Below are 16,695 nucleotides of genomic sequence, written 5' to 3' on the forward strand. Positions count from 1 at the left end.
TCTTCCACGTCAGCCCCTCCTGCAAGCGGGAGGGGAATGGTGCCTGACTTCGCTCGCTCCACCAATCCCGCCGTACAGGCCCAGCTCGACCGGCTGACCCTGCTCTCCCCCGGCGCCGACATCCTCGGCCTCGATCGCATCACCCGGCTGCTGGAGCGCGTTGGCAACCCGCATCTCCGCCTGCCCCCGGTGCTCCACGTCGCAGGCACCAACGGCAAGGGATCGACCTGCGCCTTCCTCCGCGCTGCGCTCGAAGCGGCGGGCATGCGCGTCCATGTCTATTCCAGCCCCCACCTCGTCCGCTTCAACGAGCGGATTCGCCTCGCGGGCACGCTGATCGACGACGCCACCCTCGCGCCGCTGCTCGCCGAGGTGCTGGACGCCGGCGGCGATATCGGCGCGAGCTTCTTCGAGGTGACCACCGCCGCCGCCTTCCTCGCCTTCGCCCGCACGCCCGCCGATGCCTGCGTGATCGAGGTCGGCCTGGGCGGGCGGCTGGACGCAACCAATGTGGTGCCCGCGCCGATCGCGACAGGCATCGCGCAGCTCGGCATCGACCATCAGGCATTCCTGGGCGACACGCTGCCCCAGATCGCCCGCGAGAAGGCGGGCATCGCCAAGCCCGGCGTGCCGCTGGTGACGATGCGCTACGATCCCGAGATCGCCGAGGTAGTTGCGGCGGCAGGCGTGCCGGTGCTCGCACAAGGCACGGCGTGGGACTATGCTGTGAAGGGTGGCCAACTCACCTACCGCGACGCAAAGGGCACAGTGGAGACCCCGCTGCCGACGCTGTCCGGCCCGCACCAGCCCGGCAACCTCGCGCTCGCCATCGCGATGCTGCGACACCAGGACACGCTCGCCATCCCCGATAGCGCGCTCGCCGTCGCGGCGACCGGCGCCCGCTGGCCCGCGCGCATGCAGCAGCTCGACGACGGCCCGCTGACCGCGCTGCTCCCGGCCGGTACGCCGGTGTGGCTGGACGGCGGCCACAACGCCGCTGCCGGCGCGGCGATTGCCGGCACGGTGGCCGAGGTTGCTGCCGACCGCCCGTGCCACCTCGTGCTGGGCATGCTCGCCAACAAGGACCCGGAAGGCCTGGTCACGCCGCTCGCCGCCCGGCTGGCGAGCGTAACCACCGTGCCGATCCCCGGCCATGCCCATCATGCGCCCGCCGAGCTTGCGGCGCTGGTTCGAGGCTTGGGCGTACCGCTCGCCGACACCGCGGCGGACGTAGGGAGCGCGCTCCGCGTCATCGCCGCGCGCATCGAGGGCAGCCAGCCGAGCGCCGTGCTGATCCTCGGCTCGCTCTACCTTGCCGGCGTCATGCTGGAAGCGAACGGCGAATTGCCCGACTGACAAACCGGCGCGCCTTATTGCGATTGACTATTAATAACAGAATGCGATGATTGCTCCGACGCCCATCGGAGAATCACATGCAGCCGTCCGTCCAGACCCTTGTCACTGCCCTGCCCCAGCTCCAGCCCGAGGATCCGGGCGTGCGGCTGCTGCTGTTCGGCGTCCGCCAGACCGGCGGCAACGGGCTGCACGATGCGAGCACCGCGCACGCCTTCCTCGTCGCGTTCGGCAAGGGCTTTCGCCGCCCGCTGATGCTGCTCCGCACGCTGATGCACGAGATGTCGGTGATGGCGACCGGCCCGGTGCAGATCGCGCCCTGGTGCTGCCCGCGCATGACCGCGGCCGAAGCGGCGCTGGTCGGCGCGCTGGGCAAGGTCCGCACCAATCCGGAGGCCGCCGCGCTGCTGCTCGCCGACCTGATCGGCGTTCGAGACGCAACCGGGCTGCTACCGACCGCGCACGCGCTCGCGCAGAGCTTCGCCGACCTCGCGCTGCCGCTGGAGCCCTGAGCGCCTAGCGCGCCTGCCCCGCGCTGCCGATCGAGCGGTCGACCAGCCCGCTGCGCATCATCCACCAATAGAGCGCGACGCCCGGCAGCGCGATCACGGTGGTGAACAGGTAGAAGTTCACATAGCCCATCGCCTCGATCAGGCTGCCCGCCGTCGTGCCGGTGATGAACCGGCCGACGATGCTCGCCCCGGCCGAGATCAGCGCATATTGCGCGGCAGTGAAGCGCAGGTCGGTCAGCGCCGAGAAATAGGCGATCACCGTCACCCCGCCGATGCCGCTGGCGATGTTCTCGAAGCCGATCGCGCCCGCCATGCCGAGGTTGGAATGCCCCGCCGCCGCGAGCGCCGCGAAGCTCAGGTTGGAGACTGCCATCAGCAACAGGCTCAGCATCACCGATCGCTTCATCCCCATCCGCGCGTACAGCACGCCGCCAAGAAAGATGCCGAGCATGTACGCGAGGAAGCCCAGCGACACGTCGTAGAAGGCGATTTCGTCGTTCGAGAAGCCGAGATCGTTGAACAGCAGCCGGAAGGTGAGGTTAGCCAGCGTGTCGCCGATCTTGTGGACCAGAATGAACAGCAGCACGATCAGCGCGCCTTCGCGGGCGAAGAACTGGACGAAGGGTCCCCAGATGCCCTTTGCCACGGTCGCGACGCTGCGGCGCTCGGCCGGCGCGCGGTGCCGCTCGGGCTCGCCGACGATTAGGCCCGTGAGAATGGCGGGGAGCGCGAACACCGCGCAGGCAGCGTAGCCCGCGGTCCAGCCCGCCTGCCCCGCCACGACCAGCGCGATCGCACCCGCCGCGACCGAGCCGATCCGCCAGCCATATTGCGACATCCCCGAGCCATAGCCGAGCTCGTGCGGCTGGAGCACCTCGATGCGGTAGCCGTCGATGACGATGTCGTAGGTGGCACCCGCCGCACCCATCAGCACCGCGGCGGTCACCATCGGCCAGATGTTGGTCGGGTCCGGCACGACCAGAGCGAGGTTGATCGTCGCTGCAACGACCAGCAGGCCCGCCACGATCAGCCACGAGACGCGCTGGCCCAATCGCCCGAGGATCGGGATCGGCACGCTGTCGACGATCCATGCCCAGAGGAACTTGAAGTTGTAGACGAGGATGGCGAGCGTGAACGCCGTGACCGTCGACTTGTCGATGCCGGTCTGGGCAAGCCGCGTGGTGAGAGTCGCCCCGATCATCGCGAAGGGGAAGCCCGAGGACACACCGAGCGCGAACGAGGCGAGCGGCCCCTGCGCGAAATAGGGCCGCACGCCTTCGGGCAGGTCCGCGCGCCAATCCACCGGCGCAGCCCTGCGCGCGAGCAGGAACGCGACGACGAACGCGGCAAGCGCCGCGCCGCCGCCCCAGTCGAGCGACAGCGTCGCGCCCGCCAGCGACTTGGGCGGCGAGAACAGCGTGAACAGCACCGCAAGCGCGAGCAGCGCGGCCCCGACGAGGCCCCCGGCAACGAGCAGGCTCGCCCCGCCGCGCCGGCGCCAGGCGATGCTCAGCACCAGCGTCGCACCCAGCGCGAGCAGGCCGAGCAGGAAGGTCATCGACGGCGCGAGCTTGGCGACGCCGTCGCTCCAGCCCGAAGCGAAGCCATAGCCCGGCACCCCCGCACTGCCGACCCGTGCCCAGGGCACCGCCAGCAGCGCGAGCCCGGTGACAAGCGCCGCCTGGGCAAGGACATAGAAGGTGCTGGCGCGGTCGTTCGCCGCGATGGGGGCTTGTTGGTTCGGCATGGAGGCGCGAAACTAGCCGAAAATTCGGGAGAGGATAGCCATGAACGCACCGACGCAGGGCCAGCGCGCGCTGGCGGCGATGCTGGCGCGGGGCGGCGACGCCGGTGCGGGGCCGATAAGTCACGTCTGCGCAAGTGTTTACACCAGCCCCGAACGCTTCGCCGCCGAGCAGGCCCGCGTCTTCGGCCGGGCGCCGCTCGTCCTCGCGCCCTCCGCCTTGCTGCCCGAGCCCGGCATGGCGGTGCCGCATGACGGCTTCGGCAAGCCGCTGCTGATCACCCGCGACAAGCAGGGCGAAGCGCATGTGTTCCTCAACGTCTGCCGCCATCGCGGCACGCGGCTGGTGGAAGGGTGCGAGGCCGTGACCACCCCTCGCCTCGTCTGCCCCTATCATGCCTGGAGCTACACGCTCGATGGTCGCCTCGCCGGCGTGCCCCGCGCCGAGGCATTCCCCGGCCTCGACAAGGCCGCCTTCGCGCTCCGCCGCCTGCCCACCCACGAAGCCGGTGGGCTGATCTGGTTCGCTTTCGACGAGGCCGCCGACTTCGCCCATGCCGACACGCTGGCGCAGGACTTCGCCGCCTTCGATCTCGTCGGCCAGCATTGCTTCCGCCGGCGGACCCACCGCGTGCCGGCCAACTGGAAGCTGGTGATGGACGCCTTCCTGGAGAGCTACCACATCCAGCGGCTCCACGCTGGCAGCATCGCGCCCTATTTTCAGGACGGCGTCTCCGCCGCGGACCGGATCGGTCCGCACCAGCGCTCGGCCGTGGGCCGCGCCGCCAGCATCGCCGCGCTCGAGTCGGAGGACTGGCCTACCCTGCGCGGCGCGATCACCTATACCTACCAGATGTTTCCCGGCGCGGTGCTCGCGGTCAGCCCCGACTATATCAACCTGATGGTGCTGATGCCGCGCGCTGTCGACGAAGTCTGGGTCGAGGATTTCATGCTGATCCCAGAGGCCCCCGCCACCGACAAGGCGCGCGACCATTGGGAGCGCAGCTGGCAGCTGCTCGACGGCGGCGTGTTCGCGTCCGAAGATTTCCGGGCCTGTGCGCTGGCCCAAGAAGGGCTCGCCGCGGGCGCCATCGAGCAGGTAACGCTCGGCGGGCTCGAACAGGGGGTCCGCGTTTTCCACGATGCGGTCGATGCGTGGGTTTCGTGCGACAACATGCCCGTGATCGGTGCGACTCGCCCCTTCGGTCAGGCTTCTGTTCAGGAAGAGGTGCTATAACACCGGGATCGACCAAAGGAGTTCGCCATGTCCCGTACCCGCACCGCTACCGCCACGAAGCAGGCCTCGCCGCAGGAAATGGTCGCGAAGCTGGCGGTGCTCGCCTCGGTGTTCGCCTGGGCCGGGGTGGTCGTGACGCTGTTCGTCCACTGATCGGCGTCAGCCGCCCAGGAACAGGTTGAAACTGCTGGGCAGGCGGCGCGGTATCTTGCCGCCTTCCAGCACCGCCTCGATCGCATCGATCGCCAGTACCAGGTCGCGTTGCGCATATGGCTTCCCGAGACACCCGGCCGCCAGCGCCCGCGCATCCGCCGGGCAAGCGCCGGTCACGAACAGCACTGGCACGCCACGCGCAAAGGCGATGCGCGCAACTTCGACCCCGCTGCCGTCGGCGAGGTTGATGTCTGCCAGCACCAGGTCGAGCACCTCGTGCGAGTCGACGATCCGAGTCGCATCCGCCACCGAGTCGACCGTCGCGACAATGGTGAAGCCCGACTCGCGGAGGAAATGCTCGGTATCGAACGCTACCAGCGGCTCGTCCTCGACGACGAGCAGATGTTCGATCCGCCGCTTCTTCCTACCGAACAACATCCCAGTTGGGCCCCCGAATCAACCGCTTGGCACAGCCCGTAACGCGCGAGTCACAAACTGGCACCGTATATATTTTTGCCAGCCCCGCCGAAATCGCTATAGCGCTGCGGTGTCTGACTCCAAGCCTATCAAAACCGCCGGTACGCCGCAGCGTATCGCCAAGCTCCTCGCCCGTGCCGGCATCGCCTCGCGGCGCGAGATCGAACGGATGATCGACGAGGGGCGCATCGCCCTGAACGGCACCACGCTCGATACCCCCGCGACCATCCTCACCTCGCTGCACGGCGTCACCGTCGACGGCAAGCCGGTGGCCGAAGCCGCCCCGGCGCGGCTATTCCGCTATCACAAGGCCGCCGGGCTGCTCACCGCCGAACGCGACTTCACCGGCCGCCCGACCATCTACGACAATCTGCCCGAGGGGCTGCCGCGCGTGATCCCGGTGGGCCGGCTCGATCTGAATACCGAGGGGCTGCTCCTCCTCACCACCGACGGCGAACTGAAGCGCGAGTTGGAGCTGCCCTCCACCGGGGTCGAGCGCAGCTACCGCGCCCGCGCCTATGGCCAGGTGAGCCAGGAACAGCTCGAGGATCTGATGCTCGGCATAGAGATCGAGGGCGTCCAATATGGCCCGATCAACGCCAATATCGAACGCCGCACCGGGGCCAATCTCTGGATCGAGATGACGCTCACCGAAGGCAAGAACCGCGAAGTCCGTCGCGTGCTGGAGCATCTGGGGCTCCAGGTCAGCCGGCTGATCCGCACCCGCTACGGCCCCTTCTATCTGGGCGACCTGCCGGCGGGCGACGTCGACGAGATCCGCCAGGCCGATCTGATCACCTTCCGCACCGTGCTGGGCAAGCCCGGCGGCGGCAAGGCGGCATCGAACTTGCAGTTTGCGGTGCGCCAGCGCGTGGTCGAACCGGTGGAGAAGCCCGCCAAGATCGAGCCCGAAGGCCGTCGCCGCATCGCCAAGCCGGCGCCGGTGGCCAAGGGTCCCGTGTTCACCGCCCGCGCGACGCCCGCGGCCAAGCCGAAGGCGGGCGAGGAGCGCCCGCACACCGGCGGTCGGCTCGGCGTGCGCGAGGGCAGCGCGGATGGCGTGGGCAAGCCTGCGCGCGCCGCCCGAGCCAAGTCCTTCCGCGACACCCGCGAACCGCGCGCCGGCGACCTTGTCGATCGGCCGCGCGGCCGCCGCGACGCGCGCGGCGAACAGGGTGCCGAGCGCCCGCGCACGCCGCGCGACGGCGAGCGGAGCTGGACGCGCGGCGGCGAGCGCGAGGAGCGCGGCCGCCCGGCGGGGCCGTCGCGGTTCGGCGGTACCGACGGGGATCGCCCGCGCGGCCCCAGGACGGCACGACCGGGCAGCGACTCCCCCGAACGCGGCCGCGCGCAGCGGCCCGCCCGTTTCGGAGGCGACGAGGGTGAGCGCCCGCGCGGTCCGCGCACGTCGCGTCCGGGCGGCGACACCGGCGAACGCGGCCGTGCGCCTCGCCCCACCCGCTTCGGCAGCGACGAGGGTGAGCGCCCGCGTGGTTCACGCACGCCTCGGCCGGGTGGCGACACCGGCGAACGTGGCCGCACGCCTCGGCCGTCGCGGTTCGGCGGTGACGAGAGCGAGCGTCCTCGCGGCCCCCGTACGCCGCGGCCGGGTGGCAACACCGCGTCGGATCGACCGCGCACGCCGCGACCCGGCGGTGGCGGCGATCGGCCGCAGCGGCCCGGCGGTCCTGGGCGTCCGCCGCGGGGGCGCGGCTGATGCGGATCATCGCCGGAGACTGGCGCGGCCGTCCGCTCGCCGCGCCCAAGGGCGACACCACCCGCCCCACCGCCGATCGCACCCGCGAGGCGCTGTTCTCGATGCTCGCGTCGCGGCTCGGCAGCTTCGAGGAACTGGCGGTCGGTGACTTCTTCGCCGGATCGGGCGCGCTGGGGCTGGAAGCGCTGTCGCGCGGCGCCGCCTCGTGCCTTTTCGTCGAGCAGGACCGGGCGGCGCTCGATGCACTCAAGGCCAATATCGCCAAGCTCGGCGCCAAGGGCACCGATGTCCGGCCGGGTTCGGTAATGGCGCTGGGCCCCGCCCGCGCGCCGCTCGACCTGATCCTGATGGACCCGCCCTATGGCACCGGCGCCGGGATCGTCGCGCTCGACAAGCTGGCCCGGCTCGGCTGGACGGGACCGGGCACGTGGATCAGTATAGAGACGGGCAAGACCGAGGATGTCGAACTCGCCGGCTTCGTGGTCGATGCCGATCGCGTCTACGGCAAGGCAAAACTGACCCTGCTCCGCCCGGAATGATTCCGGAGCCAGGCATGGAGGGTGTCGCGCCTGCGCTGCTCCATGCCTGGCTGGCCGGCAGGTCGCTCGCCCGCGGCCTCCCGGCGCCGGTAGTGGATCGCGGCGGCTACCGGGTCGATACCCGCTCCGACAGCGAATATTGTCGCTGGGTTTTCGCCGCGCCACATCCGGGCGTCGCGGCGCTGGCCCGCGACGTCGATCAGCCTGCGCGTCTGATCAAATTGTGCGGGGCGGACGATGCGCTGCGCCGACTACTGCCCGATGGCTGGCAACTCCACGCGCCCGCCTTCTTCATGCAGGCCGGAAACTGGCCCGCGTCGCCCGCACTTCCGGCAGGCTATCGGTGCGAGTCGTCGCGAGCGGGCCCGGTCTGCCATGTCGCGATCCTCTGGGCGGAGGGCACCCTGGCCGCCTCGGGCTATGCGGCGGAGACCAGCGAAGCATTCGTCTTCGATCGGATCGTCACCGCGCCAGCCCATCGGCGGCGAGGATTGGGCGCTGGCGTGATGGCCACGCTACGGGCGATGCGCACGCGCCACGACATCCCCGAACTGCTCGTGGCAACCGAAGAAGGACGATGCCTTTACCAGCGCCTCGGCTGGCGGGTGCTCTCGCCCTATGCCACGGCCGAGCGTGCTACCTAGCGGCGGCGCGTCAACAGCAGCCCGATCAGGCTGAGACCGGCGGCGCCTGCCAGATACCAGCCGACCATGCCGATGCCGCCGCGCTCGACCAGGGTCTGCGCGATCAGCGGGGTAAGCCCGCCGCCGAGGATACCGCCCAGGTTGAAGGTCACCGAAACGCCGGTGTAGCGGACCTGTGCCGGGAACAGGCTAGGCAGCCAGCCGCCGAGCGGGCCATAGACGAAGCCCATCACGAACAGCCCGACCGCGAGCCAGGCGAACACCGCGAGCAGCGACCCCGGCACCAGCAGCACCGGCATCGCCAGCCCCAGCGGCACCATCGCGACGCAGCCGAGCGCCAGCACGAGGGTCGCGCCGCGCTTGTCGGCCAGCCAGCCGGCGACACCGATACCCAGCGCCATGAACAGGATCGCGGCCAGTTCGGCGCCGAGGAACGCCGCGCGCGGATAGCCGAGCGTCTTGGTGCCGAAGCCGATCGCGAACAGCGTCGCGACGTAGAACAGCGCGAAACAGGCGACGGTACCCAGCGTCCCCGCCAGTATCGCGCCGAGATGGTTGCGGAGCAGCTCGCCCAGCGGCACCTGTGGCGGCGGGGCATGCTCGGCCGCCTCGACGAAGGCCGGAGTCTCGGCGATGCGGAGGCGCACCCACAGACCCAGGCCGACCAGCGCGGCGCTCGCCAGGAACGGCAGGCGCCAGCCCCAGTCGCGGAAGGCGTCGTCGGTCAGGAAGGCGCCGAGCAGCAGGAACAGGCCGTTGGCGGCGATGAAGCCCACCGGCGCGCCGAGCGGCGGGAAGCTGCCATAGCGGTACGCCCAGCCCATTGGCGCATATTCCACGGCCAGCAGGCTCGCCCCGCCCCACTCGCCGCCCAATCCCAGCCCTTGGCCGAAGCGGAGCAGGCAGAGCAGCAGCGGCGCCACCCAGCCGATCATCGCATGGCCGGGCAGGCATCCGATCAGCACGGTCGAGAGGCCCATCAGCATCAGCGAGGCGACCAGCGTGGACTTGCGCCCGAGCCGATCGCCAAAATGGCCGAACACCAGCCCGCCCAGCGGTCGCGCGAAGAAGGCGACGCTGAAGCTGGCATAGGCCGCGACCTGTTGCAGCCAAGGCTCCTGCGCCGGGAAGAACAGTGGGCCGAACACCAGCGCCGTCGCCGTCGCGTAGATGTAGAAATCGTAGAACTCGACCGACGTCCCCACCAGGCTCGCGAACAGGATGCGCCGGTGGGAGGCGGGCGTGGCGGCATGGGCCATGTGCGATCCTCCGGCCGCCTCACTCGGGCCAGTCGTCGCGCGGGTCAAGCCGCGTTCAGCGCAGCGACAGTTTCGGCTCGGTATCGAACCCCTGCACGCGTTTCACCGGAAATAGGGAGTCGGATATGCGCGAATCGCCCATCAAGCGTCTGGTCTATGCGGCCGTCTTCAGCCTGCTCGCGGGCGTGCTGGTCGCCGCCTATAATCCCGTCGATCATGTGAAGGCGGATCTCCGCGCCGATACCAGCGGCGTGCGGGCCAGCCTGCACCTCGCCGCACACGATCTGCTGCGCGGCTGATGCGAAAAGGGCGGGACCCCGGTCCCGCCCTTATGATCAGTGGATGCCGAAGAGGCGGATGCCGGTGAGCATCAGCCAGTAGAGCCCGCCGGACAGCAGCATCGCCGCAGGCAGCGTCATCAGCCACGCCAGCGCCATGTTGCGGATCGTCCGCACCTGCAGCCCCGCACCGCTGCCGACCGACGCGCCCGCCACGCCCGACGACAGGATGTGGGTGGTAGACACGGGAACGCCGAGATGATCCGCCCCCATGATCGTGGCGGCGGCGACGATCTCGGCAGCCGCGCCCATGCCATAGGTCATGTGCTGCTTGCCGATCTTCTCGCCGACGGTGACGACGATCCGCTTCCAGCCGATCATCGTGCCCAGCCCCAGCGCCAGCGCGACGACGATCTTCACCCAGAGCGGAATGAAGCGCGTGCCGCTTTCCAGGCTGTCCTGATAGGCCTTCAGCGCCTTCAACTCTTCCGGCATGAAGCCCTCCGGCTTCTTGGTCGCGAGCTTGCTGGTATCCAGCACGAGATACATGTCGTTGCGGATGTTCGAGCTCGCGCGCGCCGGCACCTTGCTGAGCGAGCCATAGCTCGCCACCTGCTCGGTCAGCGACTGGGACAGCGCCTCCAGCGCGGCGTACACCTTCGCCCCCTCGGCCTTGCGGTGCTGCAGCGCATCGGTGAGGGTCGTGCGCGCCTGGGCCGGCGTCAGCCTCGCGCTGCCGCTGCGGGCGTCGAAGACGCTGGTGGCCGCGTGCGAGGTCTGGACGAAGGCCGCGGTGGCGCTCGTCGGCAGCGTGCGGTTGAGGGCATAGGCGGTGGGGGCGCAGCCGATCAGGATCAGCATGATCAGCCCCATGCCCTTCTGGCCGTCATTGGAGCCATGGAAGAACGAGACTGCCGTGCAGGTGCCAATCAGCAGCGCACGGATGCCGTGCGGCGGCGGCGCATTGCCTTCCGGCGCCCGGAACAGCGTCTTCCGCCTGGACAGCGCGACGCGCATCACCACGATCAGCAGCAGCGCGCAGGCGAAGCCCATCAGCGGGCTCCAGAACAGCGCCGAGAACACCTTGGTCGCCTGGCCCCAGTCGACCCCGGCGGTGCCGCCGCGCGATCCGCTGAGGATCAGCTGGTTGGCGAAGCCCACGCCCAGCACCGAACCGATCAGCGCATGGCTGGAGGAATTGGGCAGGCCGACATACCAGGTCGCCAGGTTCCAGAGCACGGCGGCGAGCAGCAGCGCGAAGATCATCGCGAAACCGCCCACCGAGCCGACATTGAGGATCAGGTCCACCGGCAACAGGGTGACGATGGCATAGGCGACCGCGCCGCTCGACGTCATCACGCCGAGGAAATTGAAGAAGCCCGACCAGATCACCGCCAGCTGGGCGGGCATCGAGTTGGTATAGATCACCGTCGCCACCGCATTGGCGGTGTCGTGGAAGCCGTTGACGAATTCGAACCCCAGCGCGATCAGCAGCGCGAGGCCCAGGAAGGCGAACACGCCCAGCGCCAGCTGCTCGCCCGCCTCGCGGGTGTCGACGACGATGCTCCATCCGGCAAAGGCCAAGCCGCCCACCAGAATGGCGACGAACAGCAGCTTGGCTATGGGGTGGGTTTTATCGGTGAATCGGGGACTTCGCGGCAATTCTGCCGACGGAGCCTGGTCCATTGCTAGCGTCGCCATGATGTTAGCGCCTTTGCGGATGGCTTGTGACGGGGTGATGACAAAGCCGGGAGGACACGGGGCTCAGCGCAGGCATTCGGTGTGCCGGATACGCACCACCTTGCCGCTTTGATCCCGCTCCTCCTGGCGGCCGGGCACGCAGCCGGGCGCGCGCGTCTGCGGCGCCCGCCATGCAACCACTGCCGCGACGATGGCGAGCGTCAGCACCGCTGCCAGCCGGACCTTTGTCCGGCGAGAGGAAAACCAGTTTGCCATGGGTTAATCTGGCGCCGCCCATAGGCGCCGCATTGCGCCAGGGCAATCCGCCGTGCGACGCCCTGCTACGGAATTCGGGTTAGCGGCAGTGAGACTGCCGCGCGCTGTTCAGAAGTCGAGCTGGGCGAACACCCGCGGCCCCGAAGGCGCACCGCCGCCGGCTACCCGCACCATCCAGGCCAAGCCGAGTTCCAGACCCGATCGCGGGCTGCGATAGGTCACGCTCGGCCCCGCATAATGCTGGCCGGCGGGTGCTGCATCGTCGTCTCCGGCAAGCCGGGCGGCGCGCCCCGACAGTTCGATACCGTACCAGAACGGGGCAGGCCCGTGCTGGATCGAAGCGACATAGGCGATATTGGCGCCCGCCTCGCCATCGTCGCGGCGGTGGCGGAGCATGAGATTGGCCTGGAGCCACCAGCGCGCAGTGCGGGACTCGGCGATGCCGCGCAGCTCGGCACCGGCATAGCGCCCAACGCGGTCCACCGAGACCTGGCCCATCAGACCAAGCCCGACTGGCCGGTCTTCCGGTTCGACCAGGCGCACCAGCGCAACCGCGGAAAGGCCATCCAGCGCGAGATGCCCGTCCACCGCCTCCACCTCGGCGCCCACGCCCAGCGCCCAATGCCGGCCGACGCCGCGGCCGATCTCGAGCTCGTGGCTGTCGGCGCCGCCATAGGCGCCCGAATATTGCAGCTGCCACTCACCCGCTTCGGGTTCGAGCTGCTCGATCTGCTCCGGGCCGCTCTGGGCACGCGCCGCGAGCGGCACCGCCAGCGCGGCGATCGCCCATGCCCAGCGTCGCCTCATGCGCGATCGACCTCGCTCGGTCCGTCGCCGCGATCCTCGGCGGCGTGCGGCGCGGGATCGGCGACGGCCCTGGGGCGCCCGTAGAAAAAGCCCTGCGCCTGTTCGCAGCCCATTTCGCGCAGCGCCTCGGCCGCGGCCGGGGTTTCGACGCCCTCGGCGGTCACCGGCATGCCGAGCGCGCGTCCAAGCCCCGCCACCGCGCGCACGATCTTGCGGCTCTCCGCCGAGTCCATCGTGCGGACGAAGGAGCTGTCGATCTTGAGGTGGTTGAAGCGCAGCTGGCGCAGGTGCGACAGGCTCGAATAGCCCTTGCCGAAATCGTCGAGCGCGATGCGGATGCCGGTGCGCTGGAGCGAGCGGAACAGCTCGCTTACCGCGTCAATGTCCTCGATGATCGCATTCTCGGTCACCTCGACGATCAGCCGTCCCGGCGCGAAACCGGTTTCGCTGAGCACCGCGAGCAGTCGTGCCGACAGCCAGGGATCCTTGAGCTGGATCGGCGAGATGTTGATCGACAGGGTCGCATCGGGCGGCCAGTCGCGAGCGGCGATGCACGCCTGGTGGAGGATGCGCACCGAAAGCATGTCGATCAGGCCGATATCCTCGGCAATCGGGATGAAGTCGTCCGGCGCGATCATGCCGCGCGTAGGGTGCTGCCAGCGGGCCAGCGCCTCGTAGCCGACCACCCGACCGTCGGCGAGTGCCATGACCGGCTGGTAATAGGGCAATACCTCGCCCCGCTCGATCGCGCCGCGAAGGTCGGCCTCCAGCGCGGCGCGCGCGCGCAGCCGCGCATCCATTTCGGTCTGGAAGAAGCGGCAGGTGCCCCGCCCCGCCCGCTTGGCCTCGTACATCGCGACATCGGCGGCACGAAGCAATTCGTCGGCCTGGAGCGCATCGTTCGGGCTGCGCGCGATGCCGATCGTGGCGCCGATCTCGATCCGGCGATCGCGGACCTGATAGGGCGCGCTGAGCCCGCGGATGATCCGCGTGGCCAGCCTTTTGGCGGTATCGCTGCCGTCGCCATGCACCAGCGCCAGCACGAATTCGTCGCCGCCCACCCGCGCGAGCAAGCCGCCGCGCGCCAGCTTCGCCAGCCGCTCCGCGACCTGCACCAGCACGGCGTCGCCGGTGTCATGGCCATGCACGTCGTTTACCGGCTTGAAGTGATCGAGATCGATGCAGAACAGGCTGCACTGCGTGCCGTCATCGGCCGCGCGCTCGATCAGCAGGGGCAGTTCGTCCTGCAGCACGCGGCGATTGGCAAGGCCGGTCAGCGGATCGTGCCGGGCCAGCTGGTTGGCGCGCGCCTCGGCGGCTTCGCGTTGGTCGATCTCGCGGGCAAGGTCTGCGGCGCGGCGCACCGCGAGCACGATGAAGCCGATGCCCGATAGCGCGAAGGTGAAGAAATATTCGTCGAGCTGCCACGCCTCATGCGCGGCCATGAACGCGAGCAGCTGCTCGAACATGTCGGTCCGGTCAAACACCATCGCGATCGCGGCCGCGACGCCGAGCAGCACCGCCGCCTCGATCGGGCGGATGACATGGCGGTGAGTCTGTTTCGGGGGCCGGCGCATGCTGTCTCCGTGGCCGGGGGGCCTTATTCATTGTAGAGAGGTTATGAAAATCGCTGCTTCCGTAGCGTTACGGAGGCTACGGGCCTTGCGGGTGCTTGCCCCCGGCGGCGGCGTTCCCTAGTTGTTCACGGATGTCGCTTGCCCCTACTCCCCAGGACACCCCTTATCTGCAGGGCCTGAACGAACCCCAGCGCGAGGCCGTGCTGACCACCGAGGGCCCGGTGCTGGTGCTGGCCGGCGCGGGCACGGGCAAGACCGCGGCGCTCACCGCGCGGCTGGCGCACCTGCTGTGGACGCGAAAGGCCTATCCGTCGGAGATCTTGGCGGTGACCTTCACCAACAAGGCCGCGCGCGAAATGCGCGAGCGGGTCGGCCGGCTGGTCGGCGAGGCGGTGGAGGGCATGCCCTGGCTCGGCACCTTCCACGCGATCGGCGCGAAGATGCTGCGCCGCCATGCCGAGCTTGTGGGCCTGCAGAGCAACTTCACCATCCTCGACACCGACGACCAGCTCCGCCTGCTCAAGCAGCTGATCATTGCCAACGATCTCGATGAGAAGCGCTGGCCGGCGCGCCAGTTGGCCGGGCTTATCGACGGGTGGAAGAACCGCGGCATGATCCCCGCCGACCTCGATGCCGGCGAGTCCGAGAGCTACGCCAATGGCCGTGGCCAGTCGCTCTATGCGCAGTATCAGGAGCGGCTGCGGCTGCTCAACGCCTGCGACTTCGGCGATCTTCTCCTGCACATGCTCACCATTCTTAAGACGAATCGTGAGGTTCTGGAGCAGTATCAGAAGCGCTTCCGCTACATCATGGTGGACGAGTATCAGGATACCAACTCGGTCCAGTATCTCTGGCTGCGGCTGCTCGCGCAGGAGCGCAAGAACATCTGCTGCGTCGGCGACGACGACCAGTCGATCTACAGCTGGCGCGGCGCGCAGGTGGAAAATATCCTGAAGTTCGAGAAGGACTTCCCTGGCGCCGTTGTGATCAAGTTGGAGCAGAATTACCGCTCCACCCCGCACATCCTCGGCGCCGCCTCGGGCGTGATCGCCAACAATGGCGGGCGGCTCGGCAAGACGCTGTGGACCGAGGTCGACGTCGGCGAGAAGGTGAAGGTGCTTGGCGTCTGGGATGGTCCTGAGGAAGCGCGCCGGGTCGGCGAGGAGATCGAGGGGCTGCAGCGCGGTGGGCTCAGCCTCGACGCCACCGCTATCCTCGTTCGCGCGCAGCACCAGACACGCGAGTTCGAAGACCGGTTCATCGCGATCGGCCTGCCTTATCGCATCATCGGCGGCTTCCGCTTCTATGAGCGGCAGGAAATCCGCGACGCGCTCGCCTATCTGCGCGTCGTGGCGCAGCCGGCCGACGACCTTGCCTTCGAGCGCATCGTGAATGTCCCCAAGCGCGGCCTCGGCGACAAGGCGCTGGCCAAGGTGCACCAGTTCGCCCGCGCGCAGGGGCTGCCGCTGGCCACCGCCGCCGCGCGCATCCTCGATACCGACGAGCTGACCCCGCAGGCCCGCCGTTCGCTCGGCAACCTGATCGGCGACATGATCCGCTGGCGAAGCATGGGCGACGATCTGCAGCTCCCGGACCTCGCCCGCATCATCCTCGACGAGAGCGGCTATACCGCGATGTGGCAGGCCGATCGTACCGCCGAGGCGGCCGGGCGGCTGGAGAACCTCAACGAACTCGTCCGCGCGATGGAGGAGTATGAGAGCCTCTCTGCCTTCCTCGAGCATGTCAGCTTAGTAATGGATAACGAGGCCTCCGCCGAGGAGCCCAAGGTGACGATCATGACGATCCATGCCGCCAAGGGGCTGGAGTTCGACACCGTGTTCCTCGCCGGCTGGGAGGAAGGCCTGTTCCCCTCGCAGCGCGCGCTCGACGAGGGCGGGCTGGCGAGCCTGGAGGAGGAGCGCCGGCTCGCCTATGTCGCGATCACCAGGGCGCGGCGGCGGGCAATCATCCTGCATGCCGCCAATCGCCGCATCTATGGGCAATGGACGTCGAGCCTGCCGAGCCGCTTCGTCGGCGAGCTGCCGCCCGAGCATGTCGAGTCGGAAAGCACGATGACCGGGGGCGAGAGCCTGTGGCGGGCGAACTGGAGCGAGCGGAGCGATCCCTTCGCCGATGTGTCGCGCGGCGCCGGGCGCGGGCCGGGCTGGCAGCGCGCGGCGGGGGTCGACACCAAGAACCCGGGTGGCGGCTTCACCAGCCGCACCTTCACCCGCGACCAGCCGCGCGTGCTGGAGAGCCGTGCGTCGGCGGTGAGCTTCGGCGCCAAGCCGCGCGGCGACCTCACGCTCGGCATGCGCGTGTTTCACCAGAAGTTCGGCTATGGCCTCATCGCCGAGATCGAGGGCAACAAGCTGGAGATCGATTTCGAGCAGGCCGGCCGCAAGCGGGTGATGGACAGCTTCGTCAGCGTGCCCGATTGAC

General features: G+C 69.2%; 15 protein-coding genes and 1 pseudogene. 9 read left to right on the top strand and 7 right to left on the bottom strand.

Annotated elements, in window-relative coordinates:
• Positions 1–39: 39 nt before the first annotated feature.
• Positions 40–1,356, top strand: a complete 1,317-nt coding sequence (locus QZ670_RS09685) for a bifunctional folylpolyglutamate synthase/dihydrofolate synthase (protein WP_294254401.1) — start codon at positions 40–42, stop codon at positions 1,354–1,356.
• Between the two features lie 77 nt (positions 1,357–1,433).
• Positions 1,434–1,865 (top strand): DUF6628 family protein, encoded by a 432-nt coding sequence (locus tag QZ670_RS09690; RefSeq protein WP_294254404.1) that lies wholly within the window; start codon positions 1,434–1,436, stop codon positions 1,863–1,865.
• Between the two features lie 4 nt (positions 1,866–1,869).
• On the opposite strand, the gene QZ670_RS09695 is transcribed toward QZ670_RS09690, so the two are convergent.
• On the bottom strand, positions 1,870–3,168 hold the full coding sequence (locus tag QZ670_RS09695; protein WP_294254781.1) for an MFS transporter: 1,299 nt from the start codon (positions 3,166–3,168) through the stop codon (positions 1,870–1,872).
• A gap of 484 nt (positions 3,169–3,652) precedes the next feature.
• Between QZ670_RS09695 and QZ670_RS09700 the strand changes: the two genes are divergently transcribed.
• On the top strand, positions 3,653–4,846 hold the full coding sequence (locus tag QZ670_RS09700) for an aromatic ring-hydroxylating dioxygenase subunit alpha (protein ID WP_294254406.1): 1,194 nt from the start codon (positions 3,653–3,655) through the stop codon (positions 4,844–4,846).
• Positions 4,847–4,873: 27 nt separating this feature from the next.
• Positions 4,874–4,999: a hypothetical protein gene (locus tag QZ670_RS09705; RefSeq protein WP_294254408.1), complete on the top strand. Its 126-nt coding sequence runs from the start codon at positions 4,874–4,876 to the stop codon at positions 4,997–4,999.
• A 6-nt stretch (positions 5,000–5,005) separates the two neighbouring features.
• On the opposite strand, the gene QZ670_RS09710 is transcribed toward QZ670_RS09705, so the two are convergent.
• Positions 5,006–5,437 carry a response regulator gene (locus QZ670_RS09710; RefSeq protein ID WP_294254409.1) on the bottom strand — a complete coding sequence of 144 codons (432 nt, stop codon included), beginning with the start codon at positions 5,435–5,437 and terminating at the stop codon, positions 5,006–5,008.
• Positions 5,438–5,582: 145 nt separating this feature from the next.
• Between QZ670_RS09710 and QZ670_RS20075 the strand changes: the two are divergent.
• The 3 genes and pseudogenes from QZ670_RS20075 to QZ670_RS09725 all read left to right on the top strand — a co-directional run.
• A pseudogene (locus QZ670_RS20075) lies at positions 5,583–6,281 on the top strand (pseudouridine synthase); the annotation flags it as partial.
• A 911-nt stretch (positions 6,282–7,192) separates the two neighbouring features.
• Positions 7,193–7,732, top strand: coding sequence for a 16S rRNA (guanine(966)-N(2))-methyltransferase RsmD (gene rsmD / locus QZ670_RS09720; RefSeq protein WP_121077279.1), 540 nt, complete (start codon positions 7,193–7,195; stop codon positions 7,730–7,732).
• A 14-nt stretch (positions 7,733–7,746) separates the two neighbouring features.
• The gene (locus tag QZ670_RS09725; protein WP_294254416.1) at positions 7,747–8,376 is read left to right on the top strand and encodes a GNAT family N-acetyltransferase; all 630 of its coding nucleotides are present in this window, start codon (positions 7,747–7,749) and stop codon (positions 8,374–8,376) included.
• Here QZ670_RS09725 and QZ670_RS09730 read toward each other — a convergent pair.
• Entirely contained in the window at positions 8,373–9,635 is a 1,263-nt protein-coding gene (locus QZ670_RS09730) for an MFS transporter (RefSeq protein WP_294254419.1), read from the bottom strand. The two genes, QZ670_RS09725 and QZ670_RS09730, sit on opposite strands and share 4 nt — an antisense overlap.
• A 125-nt stretch (positions 9,636–9,760) precedes the next feature.
• Here QZ670_RS09730 and QZ670_RS09735 point away from each other — a divergent pair, with 125 nt between their 5' ends.
• Entirely contained in the window at positions 9,761–9,934 is a 174-nt protein-coding gene (locus tag QZ670_RS09735) for a hypothetical protein (RefSeq protein ID WP_294254423.1), read from the top strand.
• A 36-nt stretch (positions 9,935–9,970) separates the two neighbouring features.
• On the opposite strand, the gene QZ670_RS09740 is transcribed toward QZ670_RS09735, so the two are convergent.
• From QZ670_RS09740 to QZ670_RS09755, 4 genes are all read right to left on the bottom strand, one after another.
• A complete protein-coding gene (locus QZ670_RS09740; RefSeq protein WP_294254426.1) occupies positions 9,971–11,614 on the bottom strand; it encodes an inorganic phosphate transporter in 1,644 nt (547 codons plus the stop codon).
• Positions 11,615–11,677: 63 nt separating this feature from the next.
• On the bottom strand, positions 11,678–11,869 hold the full coding sequence (locus QZ670_RS09745; RefSeq protein WP_294254429.1) for a hypothetical protein: 192 nt from the start codon (positions 11,867–11,869) through the stop codon (positions 11,678–11,680).
• 108 nt (positions 11,870–11,977) lie between these two features.
• Entirely contained in the window at positions 11,978–12,676 is a 699-nt protein-coding gene (locus QZ670_RS09750) for a hypothetical protein (protein ID WP_294254431.1), read from the bottom strand.
• On the bottom strand, positions 12,673–14,253 hold the full coding sequence (locus QZ670_RS09755; RefSeq protein ID WP_294254433.1) for an EAL domain-containing protein: 1,581 nt from the start codon (positions 14,251–14,253) through the stop codon (positions 12,673–12,675). The genes QZ670_RS09750 and QZ670_RS09755 overlap by 4 nt, the downstream gene beginning before the upstream one ends.
• 131 nt (positions 14,254–14,384) lie before the next feature.
• On the opposite strand from QZ670_RS09755, the gene QZ670_RS09760 reads away from it, so the two are divergent.
• A complete protein-coding gene (locus QZ670_RS09760; protein WP_294254434.1) occupies positions 14,385–16,694 on the top strand; it encodes a UvrD-helicase domain-containing protein in 2,310 nt (769 codons plus the stop codon).
• Position 16,695 lies beyond the last annotated feature (1 nt).

This window comes from uncultured Sphingomonas sp. (genome assembly GCF_913774285.1).
In the GTDB taxonomy this organism is placed as follows: Bacteria; Pseudomonadota; Alphaproteobacteria; order Sphingomonadales; family Sphingomonadaceae; genus Sphingomonas.